This window comes from Sorangium sp. So ce131 (assembly GCF_051519095.1).
Lineage (GTDB): Bacteria > Myxococcota_A > Polyangia > Polyangiales > Polyangiaceae > Sorangium.
The window spans coordinates 6,513,337-6,531,914 of sequence record NZ_CP150455.1 but is presented as its reverse complement, the minus strand read 5'-3'; the positions used below and the strand labels follow the sequence as shown (position 1 = coordinate 6,531,914).

The following is an 18,578-nucleotide window of genomic DNA, read 5'->3' as shown; positions in this document are numbered from 1 at the left end:
GCAAAATCCGACCGAGCCCCCATCGAGCGCGCTGCGTCCGTCCAGCCCCGCAGCTCAGTTCGTCTCGCGGCAGGCGACCGGCGACTGGTGCGCCGAGCACGGGCCACCCGAGTCGCAGTGCCTGAAGTGCAACCCCGATCCGAAGATCGTCTCCGCCGGTGCCGCCTCCGGTCGCCCTTTCTGATAGGCTCGGCGCATGCGCGCCGCGCTCCTGTTCCTCGCCGCGGGTCTGCTGGAGATCGGCGGCGGGTACCTCGTGTGGCTCTGGCTGCGCGACCACCGCAGCGCGCTCCTCGGCGTCGCCGGGTTCGCCGCGCTCTCGGCCTACGGCGTCGTCCCCGCGATGCAGGCGGCGGAGCACCCGTTCGGCCGCATCTACGCCGCGTATGGCGCCGTGTTCATCGCGCTCTCGATGCTGTGGGGGTGGGGCGTCGACCGGAAGCTCCCCGACCTCCGGGACTGGATCGGGGCCGCGATCTGCCTCGCCGGTGCGGCGGTCATGGTGTGGCCCCGCGCGCCGTGGCCCTGACGCGCGCGGCGGGGCCGCCGAGCCGCGTTTGCGCCTTCGTCACGACCGGGCGCTCGCTCGCGCGCGGCGGGCTGCTCCTCGCGCGCGCTCGAGCGAACGCCTCTTGGGCAGACGTCCTCAGCCGCCCAGGATGACGCGGAAGATCCGCTCGTTGCTGTTGTTGGGGACGCTGTCCTTGTCCCCGGTGTTGGTGGTGGTCAGCCAGAGGTTGCCGTCGATGCTCGGCTCGACGGTGCGGAGGCGACCGTAGGTGCCGTTGAAGAACTGCTGCACGTCGGTGAGGCTGGTCCCGCTGATGACGGCGCGGTACAGCCGGGCCCCCCGCTGGCAGGCGACGTAGAGGACGTCGTCCACGATCGCGATCCCGCTGCACGAGCCCTCGGAGGTGGGGTAAGTGCGCTTGGGCGCGATGTAGCCCGGCGTGCTGCAGCCGCTGCCGCCCGCCGAGAAGGTCCCCTCGCAGTTCGGCCAGCCGTAGTTGCCGCCTCTCTGGATGAGGTTGGTCTCATCCATCCTGCTGTTGCCGAACTCCTGCTCCCAGAGCCGGCCCTCGGAGTCGAACGCCAGCCCCTGCGGGTTCCGATGGCCATAACTCCATACGTAGTTCGCGAAGGGGTTGTCCGACGGGACGCGGCCGTCGGGCTCGATCCGCAGGATCTTCCCGGCGAGGCTGCTGGTGTCCTGCGCCAGGTTCGCGTTCTGCGCGTCGCCCGTCGAGGCGTAGAGCTTGCCGTCCGGCCCCCACCGCAGCCGGCCGCCGTTGTGGTACTTGTTGCGCGGCAGGCCGGAGACCAGCACCTGCAGCGTGGCCGTGTCGAGCCTGTCGCCGACGACCTTGATCCGCACGATCCGGTTGTCGGAGGGCGACGTGTGCATGATGTACAACCAGCCGTCGGTCGCGAACGTCGGCGCGATGGCCAGCCCCATCAGGCCGCCCTCGCCGTCCGTGCCCGAGACGTTCGGCACCGTGCCGAGCGTCGTCTTCGCGCCGGTGCTCGGGTCGAGGCGGATGATGTCGTCGGCGTCCCTGCGGCTGTAGACGATCTTGCCGTCCGGCAGCGGGGCGAGGCCCCACGGGACATCGTTGTCCGTGGCGACCTGGACGACCTCACAGATCGCCGTGCTGCAGCCTCCCCCCGTGGTCACCGAGATGGAGCCGCTCGCGGGCGAAGCGTTGCTCTGCGCGTCGCGCGCGATCACGTGGTACGTGTAGGCCGTCGTCGCCGAGAGCCCGCTGTCGACGAACGTCGTCGCCGGGGGGCTCGAGGCCGTGCCAGCGGCCGTGCCGACCTTCGTGCCATTGCGGTAAACGTCGTATGCCGTGACCGCGATGTTGTCGGTCGACGCGTTCCACCGGAGCGTCACGCTGGTCCCGGAGGCGCTGCCGGTCAGGCCGCTCGGGGCCGTCGGGGGCTGCGTGTCGGCCTCGCAGTGCGGCACGCTGAGCGTCAGCGTGGGGCTTGCCTGGGAGACGTTCCCCGCGGCGTCGCGCGCGTTGACGTAGAGCCCCCACTGCGCGCCCGGCACCAGGGTGATGGTCGTCGACAGCGTGGAGCCGGACACCGACGTCATCTGCTGGCCGTCGTGGTAGATGTCGTAGCCCGCGACGCCGACGTCATCGGTCGACGCAGACCAGGAGAGCGTCGCCGAGGTGCACGTCACGTTGCTCGTGCGCAGGCCGGAGGGGGGCGTCGGCGGCTGGGTGTCCGACGACGCGGGCATCGACCACCGCTGGTTCGGCTGGCCGCTGCAGCTCCACACGATGACGGGCGTGGTGTTGGCCGTCCGCCGTCCCTCGACATCCATGCACAACCTGGACTGCTGGTTGACGATGGAGCCGTCCGTGTTCATCGTCCATTTCTGGCGGGCCTGGCCGTTGCAACTGGCAGTCACCACCCTGGACCCGGCGGTCGACGGCGCCTCGACGCACAAGGTCCCACCGTAGACCTGGAGCTCGCCGGCGGCCGTGAAGTTGAAGCCTTGGTTGTCCCCTCCATGGCAGTCGTAGATCTGCAGACGAGCCCCCGGCGACGTGCTCCTCCCGCTGACGTCGAGGCAGCGCCCGGACTCGACGCTGATCAAGGGGGAGCTCGTCACGACCGGCGCCCCGTCGGCGGCGATCTCCTCCGTGACCTCGCCGGAGCCCTCGATGCAGCCGGCGGGGAGGAGCGCCAGCGCGGTCATTGCGGTCATCCAATACCGTGATCGCGTACGTATCTTCATGATCGTCCCATCTAAGTTGGCAGTCCGTTATGCTCACCGAATGGGCAGCCCTAGACGACGCTGATGCGACGCCTCGGCATCCACCTCGTACGATCTCGCCTGGCCTGGCCCGCGACGAATTCTGGCAATCGAAGTGATCGCGGCTACGCCGAGGAAGCCTGCTTCTCCTATCATACTCGACCAGGCGCGCAACGACCTCGTCCGAACGAGCATCCCCTCGCGAGGAGGCTGCGGCTCTCCGCGCCGAGCTGCCGAGCGCTCCCGGCCGATCGCCTGTTCAGCGCGTCAATGAAATGACTGAATGACTTCCATTATCAATCGTTTGCGACAGGGCGAGAATTTTCGGAGAATCTGGCGGTCTCGTGCCTGGACATTCCCGTCGGCCAGAAGAATGATCGCGTTTTCGCGCGTGCAGCCGGCGTACCACCGCTCTTTTCCCTCGGCGCGGTTGGACCACAATCGTCGCCTGGAGCAAAAGTGCCTCAGTGAGCGCTGCGCGGCGCAAAAGCGCCTCAGTCCATCACGCCCCGACGCGCGTGCATCGCCGTGCTTCGCCGCGGATGGGCGGACGCGGGGGGCGGCGACGCTGCACGGTTATCGTGTGCCTGTTCCGGCGGGGCGTGGACCATCTCGTGCGAGCGAGTGAGCCCGTGGGCTCTGCCTGTGTTGATCGGCAGAACGGCGGGTGGTGCCGTGTGCGCCATGTCCGGAGTCGATCGCCGACAAGGATTCTTCACGGGGACGCCCCGGCGCTCACGCGCGCTCGAGCACGATGAGCGGCGCCTCGGTAGGGCAGCCGAGCCGGAACGGGAACCAGTGGCCGAAGCCGGAGGTCGTGTACAGTCGGCTCTCCCCGCGGGTGTACGTGCCCCAGAGGTACTCTTCGGGCCAGAGGGACTGGAACACGCTGCGGCCGAGGAGGCCTATCTGCCCGCCGTGCGTGTGCCCGGCCAGCGTCAGGTGAAAGCCTCGCTCCTCCGCGGCGCGGAACCCCTCGGGGCGGTGGCACAGGAGCAGCCGGAACGCGTCGTCGGGGGCGCCGTCGCGGCAGCGCGCGACGGAGCGCTCGAGCGCGCTCCAGAGCCCCTCGCCGCCCAGCGCCACGGGGTCGTCCGCGCCGGCGATGTGCAGCGCGGCGCGGCCGACGTCGAGCGTGACCCCGCGGTCGACGAGGAGGGGCACCGGGCTTTGCTCGTAGATGGGGCGCGTGCGCCGGATGTCGTGCAGGTACTCGTGGTTGCCGAGGGCGGCGAAGGCGCCCAGCCGAGGCCGGTGCCGGTGCACGGCGTCGAGCGCGGCCCGGAGCTCTCCGAGGTCGTCGGCCACGTCGCCGGTCAGGACGATGAGGTCGGGCTCGAGCGGCGCGACGCGCCGGAGCGAGGCCTCGAGGTGCTCGACGCGCTTCGCCACCCCGAGGTGGAGATCGCTCAGCTGAAGGATCTTGAGGCCCTCGAGGTCGGGGTGCAGGCCGCGGAAGCGCATCCGGACGAGCCGGACGCGCGGCTCGTCCGGCGCGTCCGCGAGGCCGCGGAGGCTCGCGGTCGCGGCGGCGGCGGGCAGGACCGAGAGGGAGGCCTGGACCAGGGCCCGGCGCGAGCCGTCGGGCGCCGAGGGGGCGCGGGCGGCGGGGCGCGGGCGGCGGAGCGCGGCGAGTCCGCGGCGGAGCGCGGCGAACAAGCGGAAGATCAGCGCCGCGGCGAAGAGGAGCGCCGTGGCGGGCGCGAGGACGACGAGCCCGGTCCACGCGAGGCGGACGCCAAGGCCGGCCCAGGGCTCGCGCCCGGCCTCCCAGAGCGCGAGGCCGATCGCCGGGATCGCGTACGCGACGGCGAGCAGGGCGCGCGCGGCGCGGGTCCGGAAGAGCTCTCGAGCGAGCAGCGCGGCCGAGGCCGCGCCGAGCGCGAGGACGATGAGGAAGAGCTGTAGGGTGGGGGGGAGCGGCAGGAGTGGTAACACCCGGGAGGTGTACCGAGCGGCCTCGAGCGCCCCGCGAACCCCCCATGAAAGGATCGCGCTCCCGGTGTCAAAACGGTGTGAACGAGCCCGCTCAGGCGGCGGCTCGAGGCGCGAGCCCCCTCAGGGCGGCGCGAGGGGCAGCTCGACGCGGAAGGTGGCGCCCCGGCCGGGGGTCGACGAGGCGCTCACGCTCCCGCCGTGCGCCTCGACGACGGCGCGGACGAGCGCGAGCCCGAGGCCGCTGCCGCGCTCGCCGCCGCGCGTCGTGAAGAAGCGCTGGAAGACCCGCGGGAGGGCCTCCTCCGCGATGCCGGGCCCGGTGTCGGAGACGGTAACCTCGACGCGCCGGTCGTCGCGCGCGGCGATCGCGACGTGCACCTCGCCGCCGGGCCCCGAGAACGACGCCGCGTTCTCGAGCAGGTTGCGGAGCACGGACTCGAGGCGGTACGCGACGCCGACGACCTCGGCGCGCGCGGCGCCGGACACGGCGAAGTGGACCCCGGGGAAGCGCCCGTCGTCGGCCATGGCGTCCACGATCCCCCGGGCGAGCGCGGCGAGATCGACGCGCGACCGCTCCTCGTGCGGCATCCCGGCCTCGGCGCGGGCGAGCTCGAGGAACTGGCTGACGAGCGCGTCGAGCCGGTGGCTCGACTCCTTGAGGAGCCGCGATAGCCGGGCGGCCCGCTCCCGCTCGGCAGGGGCGTCGGCGAGCGCGTCCGCGCAGCCGCGGATGGCGGCGACCGGGTTCTTGAGCTCGTGCACCAGGTCGGCGACGAACGCCTCGTTCGCCCCGCGGCGCTCCTCGAGCGTCGCCAGGAGGGCGTTGAACGCCGCGGCGAGGTCCTGGAGCTCGGCCGGCCCCTGCAGCGGGAGATCGGCCCGCGGGGTCGGCTCGTGGACCTTGGCGAGCGCGCGCCGCCGGAGCGCCTCGAGCGGGCGCACGAAGCTGCGCGTCAATAAGAGCGCGAGCAGCAGCGACAGCGGCAGGGTGATGGCGACGAGCCGCGGCAGGGCGCCGCGCAGGTAGAGGAGGTGCGCGGCGGGCCTGCGCGAGCTGTCCTGCGCGTGGACGTAGCCGCTCCGGGTCGCGCTCACCGCGTGGCACACGAGCAGCGTGGCGCTCCTCGAGAACTCGCAGCCGCGCGCGGCGAGCCCGCGCCGCGCCTCGGCGAGCTCCGCGCGCTGCCCGAGGGGCCCGAGGGCGGCGTCGAACGCGTCGAGCGCCTCGGCCTCGATCGCGCCGAGGAGGAGGTCGCCGACGCGCTGGCCGAGGTCGGTGCCCCGATCGTGGTCGGCGTCGGCGGCGACCTCGCCCGCGGCGTCGACCAGCCGGAGCCGGAGCAGGTGTGTCCTCGCCAGGGCGTCGAGGCGCTCGTGGACGCGAGGGTCGGCGGGCGAGGCGCCGCCCAGCGCGTCGAGCGCCGCGGCCGCCTCGCGCGCGGCGAAATCGGCGTTGCCGAGCACGCGCGACCAGGCGCGGCGCTCGACGAGCAGGAAGGCGAAGACGAAGAGCATCGGCGCGAGCAGCACGGCGACGACGAGCGCCGTCGTCCGGAGGCGCAGGGAGCGGAAGAAGGGGGGCGGGCCGCCGCGCGCGCCCGGATCAGCTGCCATAGGCGCGGAAGCGGTAGCCGGCGCCGACGACGGTCTCGATGCGATCGAACGCGGGGTCCACCTGCTCGAGCTTCCGGCGCAGCCGCCGCACGTACGTGTCGACGATGCGATCGATGACCACGGCCTCGTCCCCGCGGACGATCGCGAGCAGCCGCGCGCGCGAGAGCACGACGCCGGGGCGGCGGACCAGCGCCTCGAGCAGCCGGAACTCGGTCACGGTCGTGACGATGGCCCGGCCGTGGAAGAGGACCTCGAGCCGCTCGGGCGACAGCTCGAGCGGGCCGCTCCCGACCGACGCGGGCGCCGCCTCCGTCTTTCGGCGCGCGGCCTCCCGGCGCAGCAGCGAGCTCACGCGCGCGAGCAGGACGCGCATGCTGAACGGCTTCGTGATGTAGTCGTCGGCGCCGAGGTCGAGCCCGAGCGTCTCGTCGATCTCGCTGTCGCGCGACGTGAGCAGGATGAGCGGCACGAGGTCGCCCTGCTCGCGCAGGCGCCGGCACAGGGAGAACCCGTCCACGCCGGGCATGTTCACGTCGCACACCGCGGCGTCGGGCCGCTCCTTGCGGATGAGGGAGAGCGCCGTGGTTCCATCACGCGCGGTCAACGTCGCGTGCCCGGCCTCCTCGAACGCGAGGCTGAGCACGTCGAGCAGCGACGCATCGTCGTCGGCGAGGAGGATGCGCGCCATGCCGCCGCATGATGGCAACCCGGGACGCCAGCGTCCATTCCCGCCACGCCGGCTCGGCCGCGACGCCGGCGGCCTTCCGCCGGACGGCGAGGCCGGGCGAAAGCGGGCAGGGGGCGAGGGGGCGGGAGCGGGGAGGGTGCGCGAGAGGGCGCGTTTCGCGGCGAAGTAGGTTACAGTGCGCGCCATGCCTGAATTCGCCAAGCTCGCCGCCGCGTGCACGATGGCCCGCGGCCTCGCCATGGACGCCGTCCACGCCTGCTCGTCCGGTCACCTCGGCCTCCCGCTCGGCGCCGCCGAGATCGGCGCCGTCCTGTATGGCGACCTCCTCCGCCACGACCCGAGCGAACCGCACTGGCTGAACCGCGACCGCTTCGTCCTGTCCGCCGGCCACGGCAGCATGTTCCTTTACGGATGGCTGCACCTGTCGGGGTACCCGCTGTCCATCGACGACATCCGCCGCTTCCGCCAGTGGGAGTCGAAGACGCCCGGCCACCCCGAGTACCACTACACCGAGGGCGTCGAGGCGACGACGGGCCCGCTCGGTCAGGGCGTGGGCAACGCGGTGGGGCACGCGGTGGCCGCCAAGATGCTGGCCGCCCGCTACAACACGAAGGAGCACACGATCTTCGACCACACCGTCTACTGCCTCGCCGGCGACGGGTGTCTCCAGGAGGGCGTGGCCGCCGAGGCGGCCGCCTTCGCCGGGCACTTCAAGCTCGACAACCTGATCCTCATCTACGACGCGAACGACGTCACGCTCGACGCGATGGCCGCGAAGACGCAGAGCGAGGACACGGGCAAGCGCTTCGAGGCCTACGGCTTCGAGGTGCTCCGCGTCGAGCAGGGCAACGATCTGGAGGCCGTGCACCGGGTGCTCAGCCAGGCGCGGGCGTCGAAGAGCGGCAAGCCCAAGTTCGTCATCGCCCACACCCTGATCGGCAAGGGGATCCCCGAGGTCGCCGGCACGCAGAAGGCCCATGGCGAGGGCGGCGCCAAGTTCGTGGACGCCGCGCGCAAGAGCCTCGGGCTGCCCCCGGAGCACTTCTACGTGAGCGAGGAGGTGAAGCAGTTCTTCGCCAGCCGCAAGGAGGTGCTCGGCAAGGCGCGTGCGGCCTGGGAGTCGACGTTCGCGGCCTGGCGGGAGAAGAACCCCGAGCTCGCGCAGCAGCTCGACGACGCCCTCGCGAAGAAGGTGCCCGCGGACCTCGACGCGCGCGTCCCGGCCTTCGCCGCCGGCACCAAGGTCGCGACCCGCAAGGCGGGCGAGACCGTGCTGCAGGCCGTGGCCGAGGCCGTGCCCTCGCTCATCGGCGCGAGCGCCGACCTGTACGGATCGACGTTCAACTACATCGCGTCGAGCACCGATTTCGATCCGGAGCACCCCGCCGGCCGGAACATCCGCGCGGGCATCCGCGAGCACGGCATGGGGGCGATCATGAACGGCGTCGCCTACCACGGCGGCCTGCGCCCGAGCGGCGCGACGTTCCTCGTGTTCGCCGACTACCTGCGGCCGAGCATCCGCCTCGCCGCGCTGTCGCACCTGCCGGTCATCTACATCTTCACGCACGACTCGGTGGGCGTGGGCGAGGACGGGCCGACCCACCAGCCGGTCGAGACGGTGGCCGGGCTGCGCGCCATCGTGGATCTGGACGTGATCCGGCCGGCCGACGCCGAGGAGACCGCCGGCGCCTGGATCGCCGCCCTGGAGCGCACGGATCATCCGACGGTCCTCGCGCTCACGCGTCAGGCGGTCCCGCTCTTGCCGGGCGACGCCGCGACGAAGCGCGAGGGCGTCCGGCGCGGGGCCTACGTCCTCGTGAAGGAGACGGCGGCGCTGGAGACCATCCTGATCGCGACCGGCAGCGAGGTGCAGCACGCCGTCGAGGCCGCGAAGAGGCTCGGGGCCGGCGTCCGCGTCGTCTCGATGCCCTGCGTCGAGCGGTTCGCGCGCCAGGACCGCACCTACCGCGAGGCCGTGCTACCGGCGGCGTGCACGCGGCGGGTGTCCCTCGAGGCCGGCGTCACCTTCGGCTGGCACCAGTGGGTCGGCTCGAAGGGCATCGCGCTCGGGATCGACCGTTACGGGACGAGCGCGCCAGGCGACATCGTGATGGATCGCCTCGGCATGAATCCCCAGGCCATCATCCAGGCCGTACAGGACCTCGTGCCCTGAGGGGTCGAGGAGGGGGCCCCTCCGCGGGCGGCCGGCCTGCATCGAGCGGCCGGCCGTCCTGCAGTGCGGTCACTGCGATGGGTCGGGGATGCCCTCGTCGGTCCTCGCCTCCCTCCCACGCTCCGCCCGCGGCGCCGTGCTGCTCGGCGCCGCTCGCCGCGCTGCGGCGGCTCCTTGGCGGAGCCGTCAATGGAGCGGCCGGAGGACACCGTCAAAGACGGCGTCTCCGACGTCGCTCCCCTGACGGAGCCCGTACACTGAATCGTACCTCCAGTGGACGCCCAAGTAGATGCGGCTCACCGCGTTCTCCTGAGCCGCCTGACGGAAGCCGGAGTAACAGCGCGTGATCTCGGGGCGGACATTGCCCTGCGCATCCGTCGTCCTCCCGTTGAACTCGTCGGACATGAAGCAGAAGGGGATGCGATCCTTGCCGTAATAACGGGTCAACACCCGGAACAGGGCAGACCCGAGGCTCGCGTGCGCAGAGACGTACGACGGGAACGCTGGGGTCATGTGCAGCGGGCCCCCGTTGCTGCCGGGGGATGCGAGGGGCGTCCAGTTCCTGTCGACCACCGTCAACGGATTCCTGTCTATGTCGGCCAGGCGAATCGCGACGATCGGCCGCCAGAAGTTGTAATGGTATTTCGTGTCCCATGTGGCGATGGCGGCGTCGGCCAGCGCCATGTTGACCAGCGCGAAGTAACGGGCGTTCTCGACCTCCGAGTTGCGCTTCTGGACCGCGAGCACCCGCGCGACCTGGTTGTAGAGCCGCGGCGGCTCCCCGATGCGCGGTTCGCCGTCATACGACCAGAAGATCCCGATGACGGTCTGCTCGGGCGTGCGCAGCGTCGGGGTGATCGCGCCGTCGCCGCCCAGCGCGAAGACCTCGTAGAAGCTGACAGTATACTCGGCGCTCGAGAGCGGCGGCGGCGGCGGCTGCTGGAACTCGTCGCCGCTGTCGATGGCGAACGGCCGCACGTTCCCCCAGCCGGGGGTCAAGAACCCCTGATCGGGGTAGAGAGGATCTTCGCGGTGCTGGCCGGGCGCATAACGCGGGACGTAAGGCATCGGGGCGTCTGACCCGTCGTCCGCCCGCTCCGCGAGGGTTTCGTCGGCGACGACGATGCCCAGCGCGACGCCGTCTTCCTTGGCAGAGCTCGCGGGGATCTCCGCCAGGTACACCAGCAGCGTTGCGTCGAGCGCGTCCGTCTGACGCGGGTAAAGCGCCGTCAGCGTGCCGTGGGCTGCGGTGGCCACGGCCGCGTCGATGGACGCGCCCGGCGCGTCGAGGTCGACGGAGTACGGCTCATACTTGTGGACGATCGAGTTCACGGCGTCGAAGATCGCCGCGTGAACGATCGCGAGGGCCCGTGATACGCGCGTCGGCCCGCGCTGTTCCGGCGGCGCGGTGGGGTCGCTGTAGTCTTCTGCGACCGCGTCGAGGGCGACGGCGTTCCAGTAGAGGACCGCGTCTCTGTGCGGCGGGTCTCCCCGCCGCTCCGGCGCGTGCGCGTACGCTCGACTTCCGAGCAGGCAGGTGGCTGCGACGACGAAAGAGACGGGCACCCATCTCGCGGCTGAACAGCTCAATGTCAGGCTCCTTTGAATCGAGTCCTCGAGGATGACCATCGCAGACAACGCCGTCCTGATGGTCATCGGGACGTAGGGCCACGGGAGGATCGAGAGGCGTGGATCAACCAATCACGGCGAGCTCGAGCTTCGTGTCTATCCGATCGACCCGCTCGACGCCGGCAACTGCACGCAGGCGAGCGTGGACGTACGGGGCGTGCGCCGTCGGCCGCCGGTCACTCCTCGGCGGGAGGTGCACCTCTCATGGCGCCGGGAATCCAGCCCGCATGCCATCTACCGGACAGCGATCTTCGTTCTGGTCGCTCGCCAAGATAGTATGCGTTATGCTCGATTCCAATCTACCAGCTGGGGCCGCTGCGCGCAACCGACACGACATGTCAGAGTAAGAGCGATTTGGAATCGCTATGTGGCGGGCGCAATACCGAGCCTGAGCTCGGGTCCGTCCGTGGGCTCATCGGGGCCGGAGGGCGGTCCCCGGGTGGCTCGCTCCGCCGAGCCACGGTCCGGCGGGCGACGAAAGACGAGCGCGCAGGCGGCGGATCGATGTACTCAGGAGCAGGAAGATCGCGCCCCCACCCGGTGTCCCCATGCGTTGCCCGCTTTGCACGTGCCCGCTCGCCTACGTCCACGGTCACGCCGCCTGCGTGAACGGCCGTTGCCCGCTGTTCGGCGCCAACCAGGCCGAGTGCTGCACCGGCGAGACCGCGGAGAGCTGCCCTGCCGCCGCCGAAAGCGGCGCAGCGACGCGGCCGCCGGCCGACTCGCCGGCGAGACGCGTGCGGTGACCCGCGCGCCAGCGGACCTCGTCAGCGACGAGAGCGCTGGACGTCGCCCCTGGCGGAGCTACAAGGCCGCGCGTGCCGACGGGCGATCTGATCTCGCAGCTCCTGGCGCTGTTCGCGGTGCTCGGCGTCGGCGTGCTCCTGCGCGCCGCGGGCCGGGCCGGCCAGACGGACGCGGCCGTGCTTCACCGGCTGGTCATCGACGTCACCACGCCCGCGCTGGTCATCACCGTGCTGCGCCGCGCGGGCATCGGCGCCGGCGCCTGGGGCGCGGTCGCCGCCTCGGCGGTCGCGCTCTTCGCGTGCGCCGTCTCGGGCGTCGCGGTCGCGCGGGCGCTCGGGCTGCCGCGCGCCGCGCAGGGCGCGGCCGGCCTCGTCGGCAGCTTCTCCAACACCGGCTTCCTCGGCGTGCCCGTCGTGCTGGCCCTCTACGGCGGCGCGGGCGGCGCGGCAGGGACGGCGATCCTCATCGACACCATCGTCACGATGGTGCTGCTCTGGACCTTCGGCGTCGCGCTCGCCGCCCGGATGGGCTCGGGCGGCGCCGTGGACGCGCGCAGCCTGCTCCAGCTGCTCCGGCAGCCCGCCGTGGCCTCGATCCCGATCGGCCTCGCGCTGCACGCGCTGCCCATCCCGCTGCCGGTCTGGCTGGAGCGGGCGCTCGACGCGCTCGGGAGCGCGACCCCGACCCTCGTGTTCCTGGCGCTCGGCCTCAGCCTCGATCTGCGCTCGCTCCACGGCCGGGTGCGGCCGCTCGCGGCCTTCGCCGCCGTGAAGCTGCTCGTGTCGCCCGCGGTCGCGCTCGGGGCGGCGCTCGCGCTCGGCCTGGAGAGGACCAACGCCGAGGTGGCGGTCCTCCAGTCCGCCATGCCGACGTCGATGGTCTCGGTGATCGTCGCCGCCCGGTACGGCTGCGACGGGCAGCTCGCCGCCGGGACGGCGGTCGTGACGACGCTCGGGGCGGTGCTCAGCCTGCCCGTCGTGCTCGAGGTGGTGCGCCGGCTGCTCGGGTGACCTCGCCGGCGGCCCGCGCCGTCAGGCCCCGACCTGGTAGATGCGCCGGTACCCCGCCTCCACGTCCGTGATGGTGACCTCGACGATCCCGTGCGGCGTGATCGCGTACTGCTCCTCGATCAGCGGGCCCTCGCCGCTCAGGCGCTGGACGGGCTCGGCGGCGAGCTCGCCGGCGCGGTCGCGCAGCCCGCGGTCGAAGGGGAACACCACCTCGTTGAACGCCGTGATGTCGCCGTGGGGCACGCCGAGCCGGTCGAGCGCGGCGCACTCGACGAAGCGGTAGCGACCGACGTTGTGGGCCGCGCGGTAGACGCGCCGCGAGACGACCGGCGCCTCGTGGCTCGAGGGGATGCGCGCCTCCCGGTCGAAGATCGGATCGAAGACCACCTCGTCCCCGCCGCAGCTCTCACGGAACACCCCGAAGTGGCGCGAGAGCCGGTCGGAGAGCTCGAAGCCAGCGTCCTCGTCGACGGCGATCGCGAGGCCCATCGCGATCGCCGCCGAGGGATAGGGGGACCGGTGGACGCGCCGCCCGAAGCGGTCGCGCAGCGCCCGGGCGACGATCGGCAGCGAGCTCGCCCCGCCGACCACGTAGATCCCCGCGATCTCGGCGAGCGCGTCGCCCGCGCCGGCGTCGAGGCGCGCCATCACCGGCTGCATCGCGGTGATCGTCGCCTCCACGAGCGGCGCGCAGCGGTCGTAGAAGTCGGAGGCGGCGATCGTGACCTCGCTCGCGGGCGCGAGGTCGCCGAGGCAGCTCTCGAGGTCGATCACGATGCGCCGGGAGTTCGGGTTGAGGCGCTCCTTCGCCTCGCGGCACTGGTCCGCGAGCGCCGCGAGCGCGCGCGCCGGCAGCGCCTCGGGCGCGACCTTTGCCGCCTCGAGCGCCATCGAGGCCAGCGCCGCGTCGAAGTCGTCGCCGCCGAGGTGGTTGAGCCCCGCGGTGGCCACGGCGTCGTGGCTGCGCCCGGTCATGTGCACGAGCGACGCGTCGAACGTCCCGCCCCCGAGGTCGTAGACGATGATGTGCTCGCGCTTCGAGGTGATCGTGCTCCGGTGCCGGTGCGTGTACTCGAAGCCCGCGGCCGAGGGCTCGTTCAGGAGCGCGATGACCTCGAAGCCGGCGCGGCGGAAGGCGTCGAGCGTCACGAAGCGCTGCGTCCCGTGGGCGTTCGCCGGGGTGGCGACGACCGAGATGAGGCGCCCGTCGTCGTGCTTCTTCTTCGGCCGGTTCGACCGGTGGAGCACGGCGTCGCGGAGCGACCTCAGGAACAGCGTCAGGAGGTCGAGGACGCGGAGCTTGGTGCTGCCGATCTCGACCTCGAAGTCCGGCGACGCGCGCGGGCCCGAGAGCACGCGCTTGAACGACCGGAGCACGGTCCACTCCGGGTCCGAGGCGACCGCGAGGGCGTCGAAGCCGAACCTGAGCTCGCCGCCCCGCTCGGCGGCGACCGAGGGGTAGAAGTCCACGGTGTCCCCCGCCGCGTCCTGGAAGCTGATGACGGGGTAGTTCCCGCGGTCGCAGCACGCGACCACGGTCCGCGTGGTTCCAAAGTCGATTCCGAGACGCACGGTCAGGTTTCCTCCGGCCCGCATGCTGCCACATCCGGCTGCCCGAGGTGAAACCCCGCGGCGGCGAGCGGATCAGCAGGCCCTTTCACGCGAGCGCGCGGCGTCGAGCCGGTTCACAGGCTGCGGTCCGGTCCGCGCCTAATTCCGAGCGTCACAAGTCTGGCCAGGAAGCCCGAGAGATTTTTAACGCAAAGGCGCAAAGGCGCAAAGGCGCAAACCAGAATTTTCTTTGTATTTTTGCGTCCTTGCGTCTTTGCGTCTTTGCGCCTTTGCGCCTTTGCGTTGAAATCTCTCTTCTCTCGCCGTGATCCCTGCCAAGACGTCTGCGGAACTAGAAGATCTCGAGCCCGCTCTGCGTCGAGGCGAGCACCACGCGCCGCGAATCCCAGTGCTCGACGATCTCGCCCAGCGCGGCGCCCGCCGCGCCCGCGCCGGAGGCTCAGGGCTCGCCGGCGAGCTTCTTCACCGCGGCGAGCAGGAGGTCGGGCTTGAACGGCTTGATGATCCAGCCCTTCGCGCCGGCCTTCCGGGCCTTCTCGATGAGCTCGGGCTGCCCCTCGGTGGTGAGCATGAGGATCGGCACGCCGGGCGCGAGGTTCTTCTCCCGCAGGCTGTGGAGCATCTCGATGCCGTTCATCACCGGCATGTTCACGTCCGCGATGATCATGGCCAGATCCCCCGCGTGGGCGGTCACCGCCGCGACCGCGTCCCGGCCGTTGTCCGCCTCCACGGTGCTGTAGCCCGCCTCCGACAGCAGGATGCCGACCTGCTGGCGGACCGTGCTCGAATCCTCGACGAGAAGAATCTTCTTGGGCATCTGTCGTATCTCCTTGGGCGCGTGCGGCCCCGCGGCTCAGAACAGCAGCACCTCGCCCTCGCGCTGCGGATCGGGCATGTCCACTTCCTCGAGCTCGAGCGCCGTGTCCGGGGCGATCGCGTCGAAGAGCACGGTGAGCCGGTCGGTACCCGCGTCGAACAGGAGCCGCCGGAAGCCCTCGCTCTGCTCCTCCCTCGCGCGCAGGTGATCGCCGATCGCCGCGCTCGGCGTCGAGAGCACGATGATCAGCCCGAGGTGGCGCAGGCGGTTCTTCACCCGCCCGAGGAGCTGGTTCGCGAGCTCGCTCGCCCAGTCGCACACCATGTCCTCGTCGAGCGCGCGCTGCTCTCGCAGCGGGTGGCTGCGCGTGATGAGCGCCACCGGGGCGACGATCGTCAGGCTCCCGCGGAGGTGATCCCCGGTGAAGCCGATGAAGGAGACCACCGCGTTGCCCGGCGTGGCCTCCGGCTCCGCGCTCTCCAGCAGCCGGATCTCGACGCCGTTGTCGCCGAACAGGTGGACGCACGACGCCGCAAGCTCGTCATGGATGCGGTGCCAGCTCTCCGAATTCATCTCGATCTCCTCGGAATCTCGCTCTGAATCGCCGATGCGCTCACTGCGTCACCCGACCTGGCTGGCTCGCGACCGGCGCCCCGCCGGCGCCGCCCGGCGAGAGGCTCGGGCTCGATCCGCCGCGCGGCGAGGTGGAGAGGAGCGCGCCCCGCGCGCTCGACGGCGGCGGGCTGGAGGGCGCCCCGCCCGCGGGCGGGCCGGCGGGCTCCTGAAGCTCCCGGGGGAACCGGAAGCGGAAGGTCGTCCCCTTGCCGAGCTCCGTGTCAGTCTCCACCCGGCCGGCGAGCCGCCGGCACTCGTGGAGCGCGACGCCGAGGCCGACGCCGCGGCCGGAGACGTCCGTGACCTGCTCGGCGGTGCTGAAGCCGGGCGAGAACAGCGCGGCCTCGAGATCCCGCCGCGTGGCGCTCGGCAGCCCGATCGCCTCGGCCTTCTCGCGCACGCGCTCCCAGTCGACGCCCGCGCCGTCGTCGCCGATCTCGATCACGATCTCGTCCGCCGTCGCGCGCGAGCGGAGCGTGAGCGTGCCCCTCGGCGGCTTGCCGGCCGCCTCGCGCACCTCGGGCCGCTCGATCCCGTGGTCCATCACGTTGCGCACGACGTGGCCCAGCGCCTGCCACATCGCGGCGAAGCGCGCCACGGGGAGCCGGACGCCCCCGGCGTCGATGCGCACCTCGGGCCGCGGCTTGCCGAGCTTCCGCGCCAGCGTCTCGGCCTGGTCCTTCATCCGGTTGAACCGCACCTCGGTCCGCTCGTCGCGGAGCGCGCCGACGGCCCGCTCCAGCTCGGCGTACTCTCGGCGCTGGCGCACGAGCTCGAGCAAGGCCTCGATCTCCTCGTGGCCGACGTCGGCGCGCGACGCGTGCGCCGCCCCGGCGAGCAGCCCGCTCACGCGCGACACGAACGCGCTCCACGCGTCCCGGAGCGCCCCGATCTGCTCGTCGGACGGCAGCGAGCGCTCCTCGACGACGAAGCTCTCGATCTCGTGCGCCACCTTCGCCACGCTCGTCACGCCCCAGAGCCCGGCGTTCCCCTTGATCGTGTGCACGAGGCGCATCACGTGGTCCACCTCGGAGATGGTCCGCGCGCTCACCGCGTCGACGAGCGTGCTTGTGTCGTTCACGAACCCGAGCAGGCCGGACCGATCCTTCACGGCGCGCTCGAACACCTGGATGTACTCGCGCTGCTGCTCGTACTCCCGCAGCGAGTCCATCGTGGCGGTGACGTCGGTGATCACCATCAGCGCGCCGCCGAACTCGCCCTCTCCGGACAGGATCGGCTTGAAGCCGAGCGCGAGGTGGCGGCCGTCGCGGTAGAGGGCCTTCGGGAGCTGGTCGAGCACGACCTCGAGCGGGAGGAAGTCCTCGATCGCGGCCTCCCACCCCATCTTGAGGAACGCGCGCGCCCGGGGATCGTGGTCGGCGATGCGGTCGGCGAAGTGCTCCTCGAGCGTCGGCGCCCCGAAGAGGCGCGCGAAGGCGGCGGAGTGCACGGGCTCCATCGTGCCGTCCCGGTGGATGGTCACGAGCGCCTGATCGACGTTGTCGAGCACGAGGCGCATCTCCTGGTTGCGCTTCTCGAGCTCGCAGGTCCGCTCGGCCACGGTGGCCTCGAGGTTCTGCCGGTGGCTCTCGAGGGCCTCGTCGCGCGCCTGGATGCCCGCCAGCATCTCGTTGAAGGCGTCCGTGAGCGCCCCGAACTCGTCGTCGGCGGTCTTGCGGGCGCGCGTCGTGTAGTCGCGCGTCCGCCGGACGCGGGCCGCGGCCTCGCCGAGGACCTCGAGCGACCGGGAGATCCCGCGCACGAGCACGAACGCGAGCGCGACCGACATGAGGAGCACGAACGTCGAGACCAGGACGCCGTTGCGCATCGTCCGCCGCGTGTCCGCGGCCTTGGTCGCCGCCGCGCCCCGCATGCCGGAGAGCGCCTCGTGCTCGATCGCGGCGAGCCGGTCGACGCGCGCCTGCTGCGCCTCGAGCCACGCGTCGTGATCGGTGGACAGCGCCTCGTCCGTCGACGCGATCGCGGCGTCGCGCAGGTCGTCGGCGCGCCGCACGCGCGCGTCCGAGCGGGAGGCCTCGTAGAGCGCCCGCGCCGACTCCGACGCGTTGGCGAGGAACTCCTCGTGATAGAGCTGCTCCTCCGTCATCAGCGTGACCAGCGTCTTGAAGGCGCCGGGCTCGAACTGCGTGGACGCGAAGGCGTGCGCGAGCAGCGCGTGCTGGCGGCTCGCGCGCTCGGCGAACTCCTGCACCGCGACGAGCGACTGGATGCTCCGCAGGAGCTCTCCCTCGTCGGTGAGCTCGGAGAGCCCGGCGTTCGCCCGGATCAGGCTCGCGTTGATGCCGCCGTAGACCTTCAGCACGTCCTCGAGCGGCACCGTCTTCGCGTCGGCGCGGTCCCGGAAGGCGCCGAGCTCGCCGACCCGGGCGTGCGCCTCGGCGTGGTCGCGGGCGACCCGGTGCGGCAGCCTGGCGAGGTCGCGCTCGGCCAGGAACGCGTCGAGGCGGGCGAGGCTCTCGTCGGTCGCCGCCCGCGCGTCCCTGAGCTGGCCGCTCGCGCGCGCGAGCGCCGCGGCGCGCTCGAACCGCCGCATCGCGCCCTGCGCGCCCTGCGCGCCGTCAGCGTCCCGCGCGTCCGGAGGCCGGACCTCCAGCCCCTCGACGAGCGCGGTCCACGCCCGCTCCTTCTGCAGCGCGTGCAGCGGCTGCGCCATGATCGACGAGAGCTGCGCGAGATCCTCGAGCGAGCCGATCGCCGCCGCCCTCGCCGCCTGGCGCCGCGCGTCGCCGACGATCATCGCCGCCAGGAGCAGCGCGCCCGCCACAGGCACCCCTGCGAGCGCCCACAGCTTCAACCGAATCGAGGCTTTACGCAATCTCGGCATGCACACCCGTCCCCTCGGGTTGGCCGCTGCGGCCCGAAGGTCGCTCGTCTCTCGTGTGCTTCACAAGGACGGGCTCCGCGAACGCTAGAGCACCCGCGCCGCGCTCTCACGTCGATCACGGGGCGAGGGAGCGCCGCACGGTACCACGACGGCGCCTCTC

Annotated in this window: 12 protein-coding genes; 3 read left to right on the top strand and 9 right to left on the bottom strand. The window is 72.0% G+C overall.

The annotated features are described in order from the left end of the window. Positions 1–196 precede the first annotated feature (196 nt). Positions 197–529: a YnfA family protein gene (locus WMF43_RS23835; RefSeq protein WP_437683428.1), complete on the top strand. Its 333-nt coding sequence runs from the start codon at positions 197–199 to the stop codon at positions 527–529. A 117-nt stretch (positions 530–646) separates the two neighbouring features. On the opposite strand, the gene WMF43_RS23830 is transcribed toward WMF43_RS23835, so the two are convergent. The 4 genes from WMF43_RS23830 to WMF43_RS23815 all read right to left on the bottom strand — a co-directional run bounded on the left by WMF43_RS23830 (position 647) and on the right by WMF43_RS23815 (position 7,010). Then, entirely contained in the window at positions 647–2,713 is a 2,067-nt protein-coding gene (locus WMF43_RS23830; RefSeq protein ID WP_437683427.1) for a lectin, read from the bottom strand. A 792-nt stretch (positions 2,714–3,505) separates the two neighbouring features. Beyond that, positions 3,506–4,708 (bottom strand): metallophosphoesterase, encoded by a 1,203-nt coding sequence (locus WMF43_RS23825; protein WP_437683426.1) that lies wholly within the window; start codon positions 4,706–4,708, stop codon positions 3,506–3,508. A gap of 120 nt (positions 4,709–4,828) precedes the next feature. Beyond that, positions 4,829–6,322 carry a sensor histidine kinase gene (locus tag WMF43_RS23820; RefSeq protein ID WP_437683425.1) on the bottom strand — a complete coding sequence of 498 codons (1,494 nt, stop codon included), beginning with the start codon at positions 6,320–6,322 and terminating at the stop codon, positions 4,829–4,831. Continuing rightward, positions 6,312–7,010 carry a response regulator transcription factor gene (locus WMF43_RS23815; RefSeq protein ID WP_437683424.1) on the bottom strand — a complete coding sequence of 233 codons (699 nt, stop codon included), beginning with the start codon at positions 7,008–7,010 and terminating at the stop codon, positions 6,312–6,314. The genes WMF43_RS23820 and WMF43_RS23815 overlap by 11 nt, the downstream gene beginning before the upstream one ends. 184 nt (positions 7,011–7,194) lie before the next feature. Between WMF43_RS23815 and tkt the strand changes: the two genes are divergently transcribed. After that, complete coding sequence (gene tkt / locus WMF43_RS23810) at positions 7,195–9,183, top strand: transketolase (protein ID WP_437683423.1); 1,989 nt, start codon at positions 7,195–7,197, stop codon at positions 9,181–9,183. Between the two features lie 186 nt (positions 9,184–9,369). Here the strand turns inward: tkt and WMF43_RS23805 are convergent, their stop codons facing one another. Beyond that, on the bottom strand, positions 9,370–10,749 hold the full coding sequence (locus WMF43_RS23805; protein ID WP_437683422.1) for a phosphatase PAP2 family protein: 1,380 nt from the start codon (positions 10,747–10,749) through the stop codon (positions 9,370–9,372). An 881-nt stretch (positions 10,750–11,630) separates the two neighbouring features. Between WMF43_RS23805 and WMF43_RS23800 the strand changes: the two genes are divergently transcribed. Then, positions 11,631–12,569 carry an AEC family transporter gene (locus tag WMF43_RS23800; RefSeq protein WP_437683421.1) on the top strand — a complete coding sequence of 313 codons (939 nt, stop codon included), beginning with the start codon at positions 11,631–11,633 and terminating at the stop codon, positions 12,567–12,569. A gap of 21 nt (positions 12,570–12,590) precedes the next feature. Here WMF43_RS23800 and WMF43_RS23795 read toward each other — a convergent pair whose 3' ends face one another. The 4 genes from WMF43_RS23795 to WMF43_RS23780 form a co-directional block, all read right to left on the bottom strand. Then, on the bottom strand, positions 12,591–14,141 hold the full coding sequence (locus WMF43_RS23795; RefSeq protein WP_437683420.1) for an Hsp70 family protein: 1,551 nt from the start codon (positions 14,139–14,141) through the stop codon (positions 12,591–12,593). A gap of 439 nt (positions 14,142–14,580) precedes the next feature. Then, the gene (locus tag WMF43_RS23790; protein WP_437683419.1) at positions 14,581–14,958 is read right to left on the bottom strand and encodes a response regulator; all 378 of its coding nucleotides are present in this window, start codon (positions 14,956–14,958) and stop codon (positions 14,581–14,583) included. Between the two features lie 36 nt (positions 14,959–14,994). Beyond that, positions 14,995–15,531: a chemotaxis protein CheX gene (locus tag WMF43_RS23785; RefSeq protein ID WP_437683418.1), complete on the bottom strand. Its 537-nt coding sequence runs from the start codon at positions 15,529–15,531 to the stop codon at positions 14,995–14,997. Positions 15,532–15,571: 40 nt separating this feature from the next. Beyond that, complete coding sequence (locus WMF43_RS23780; RefSeq protein ID WP_437683417.1) at positions 15,572–18,388, bottom strand: nitrate- and nitrite sensing domain-containing protein; 2,817 nt, start codon at positions 18,386–18,388, stop codon at positions 15,572–15,574. Between the last annotated feature and the right edge of the window lie 190 nt (positions 18,389–18,578).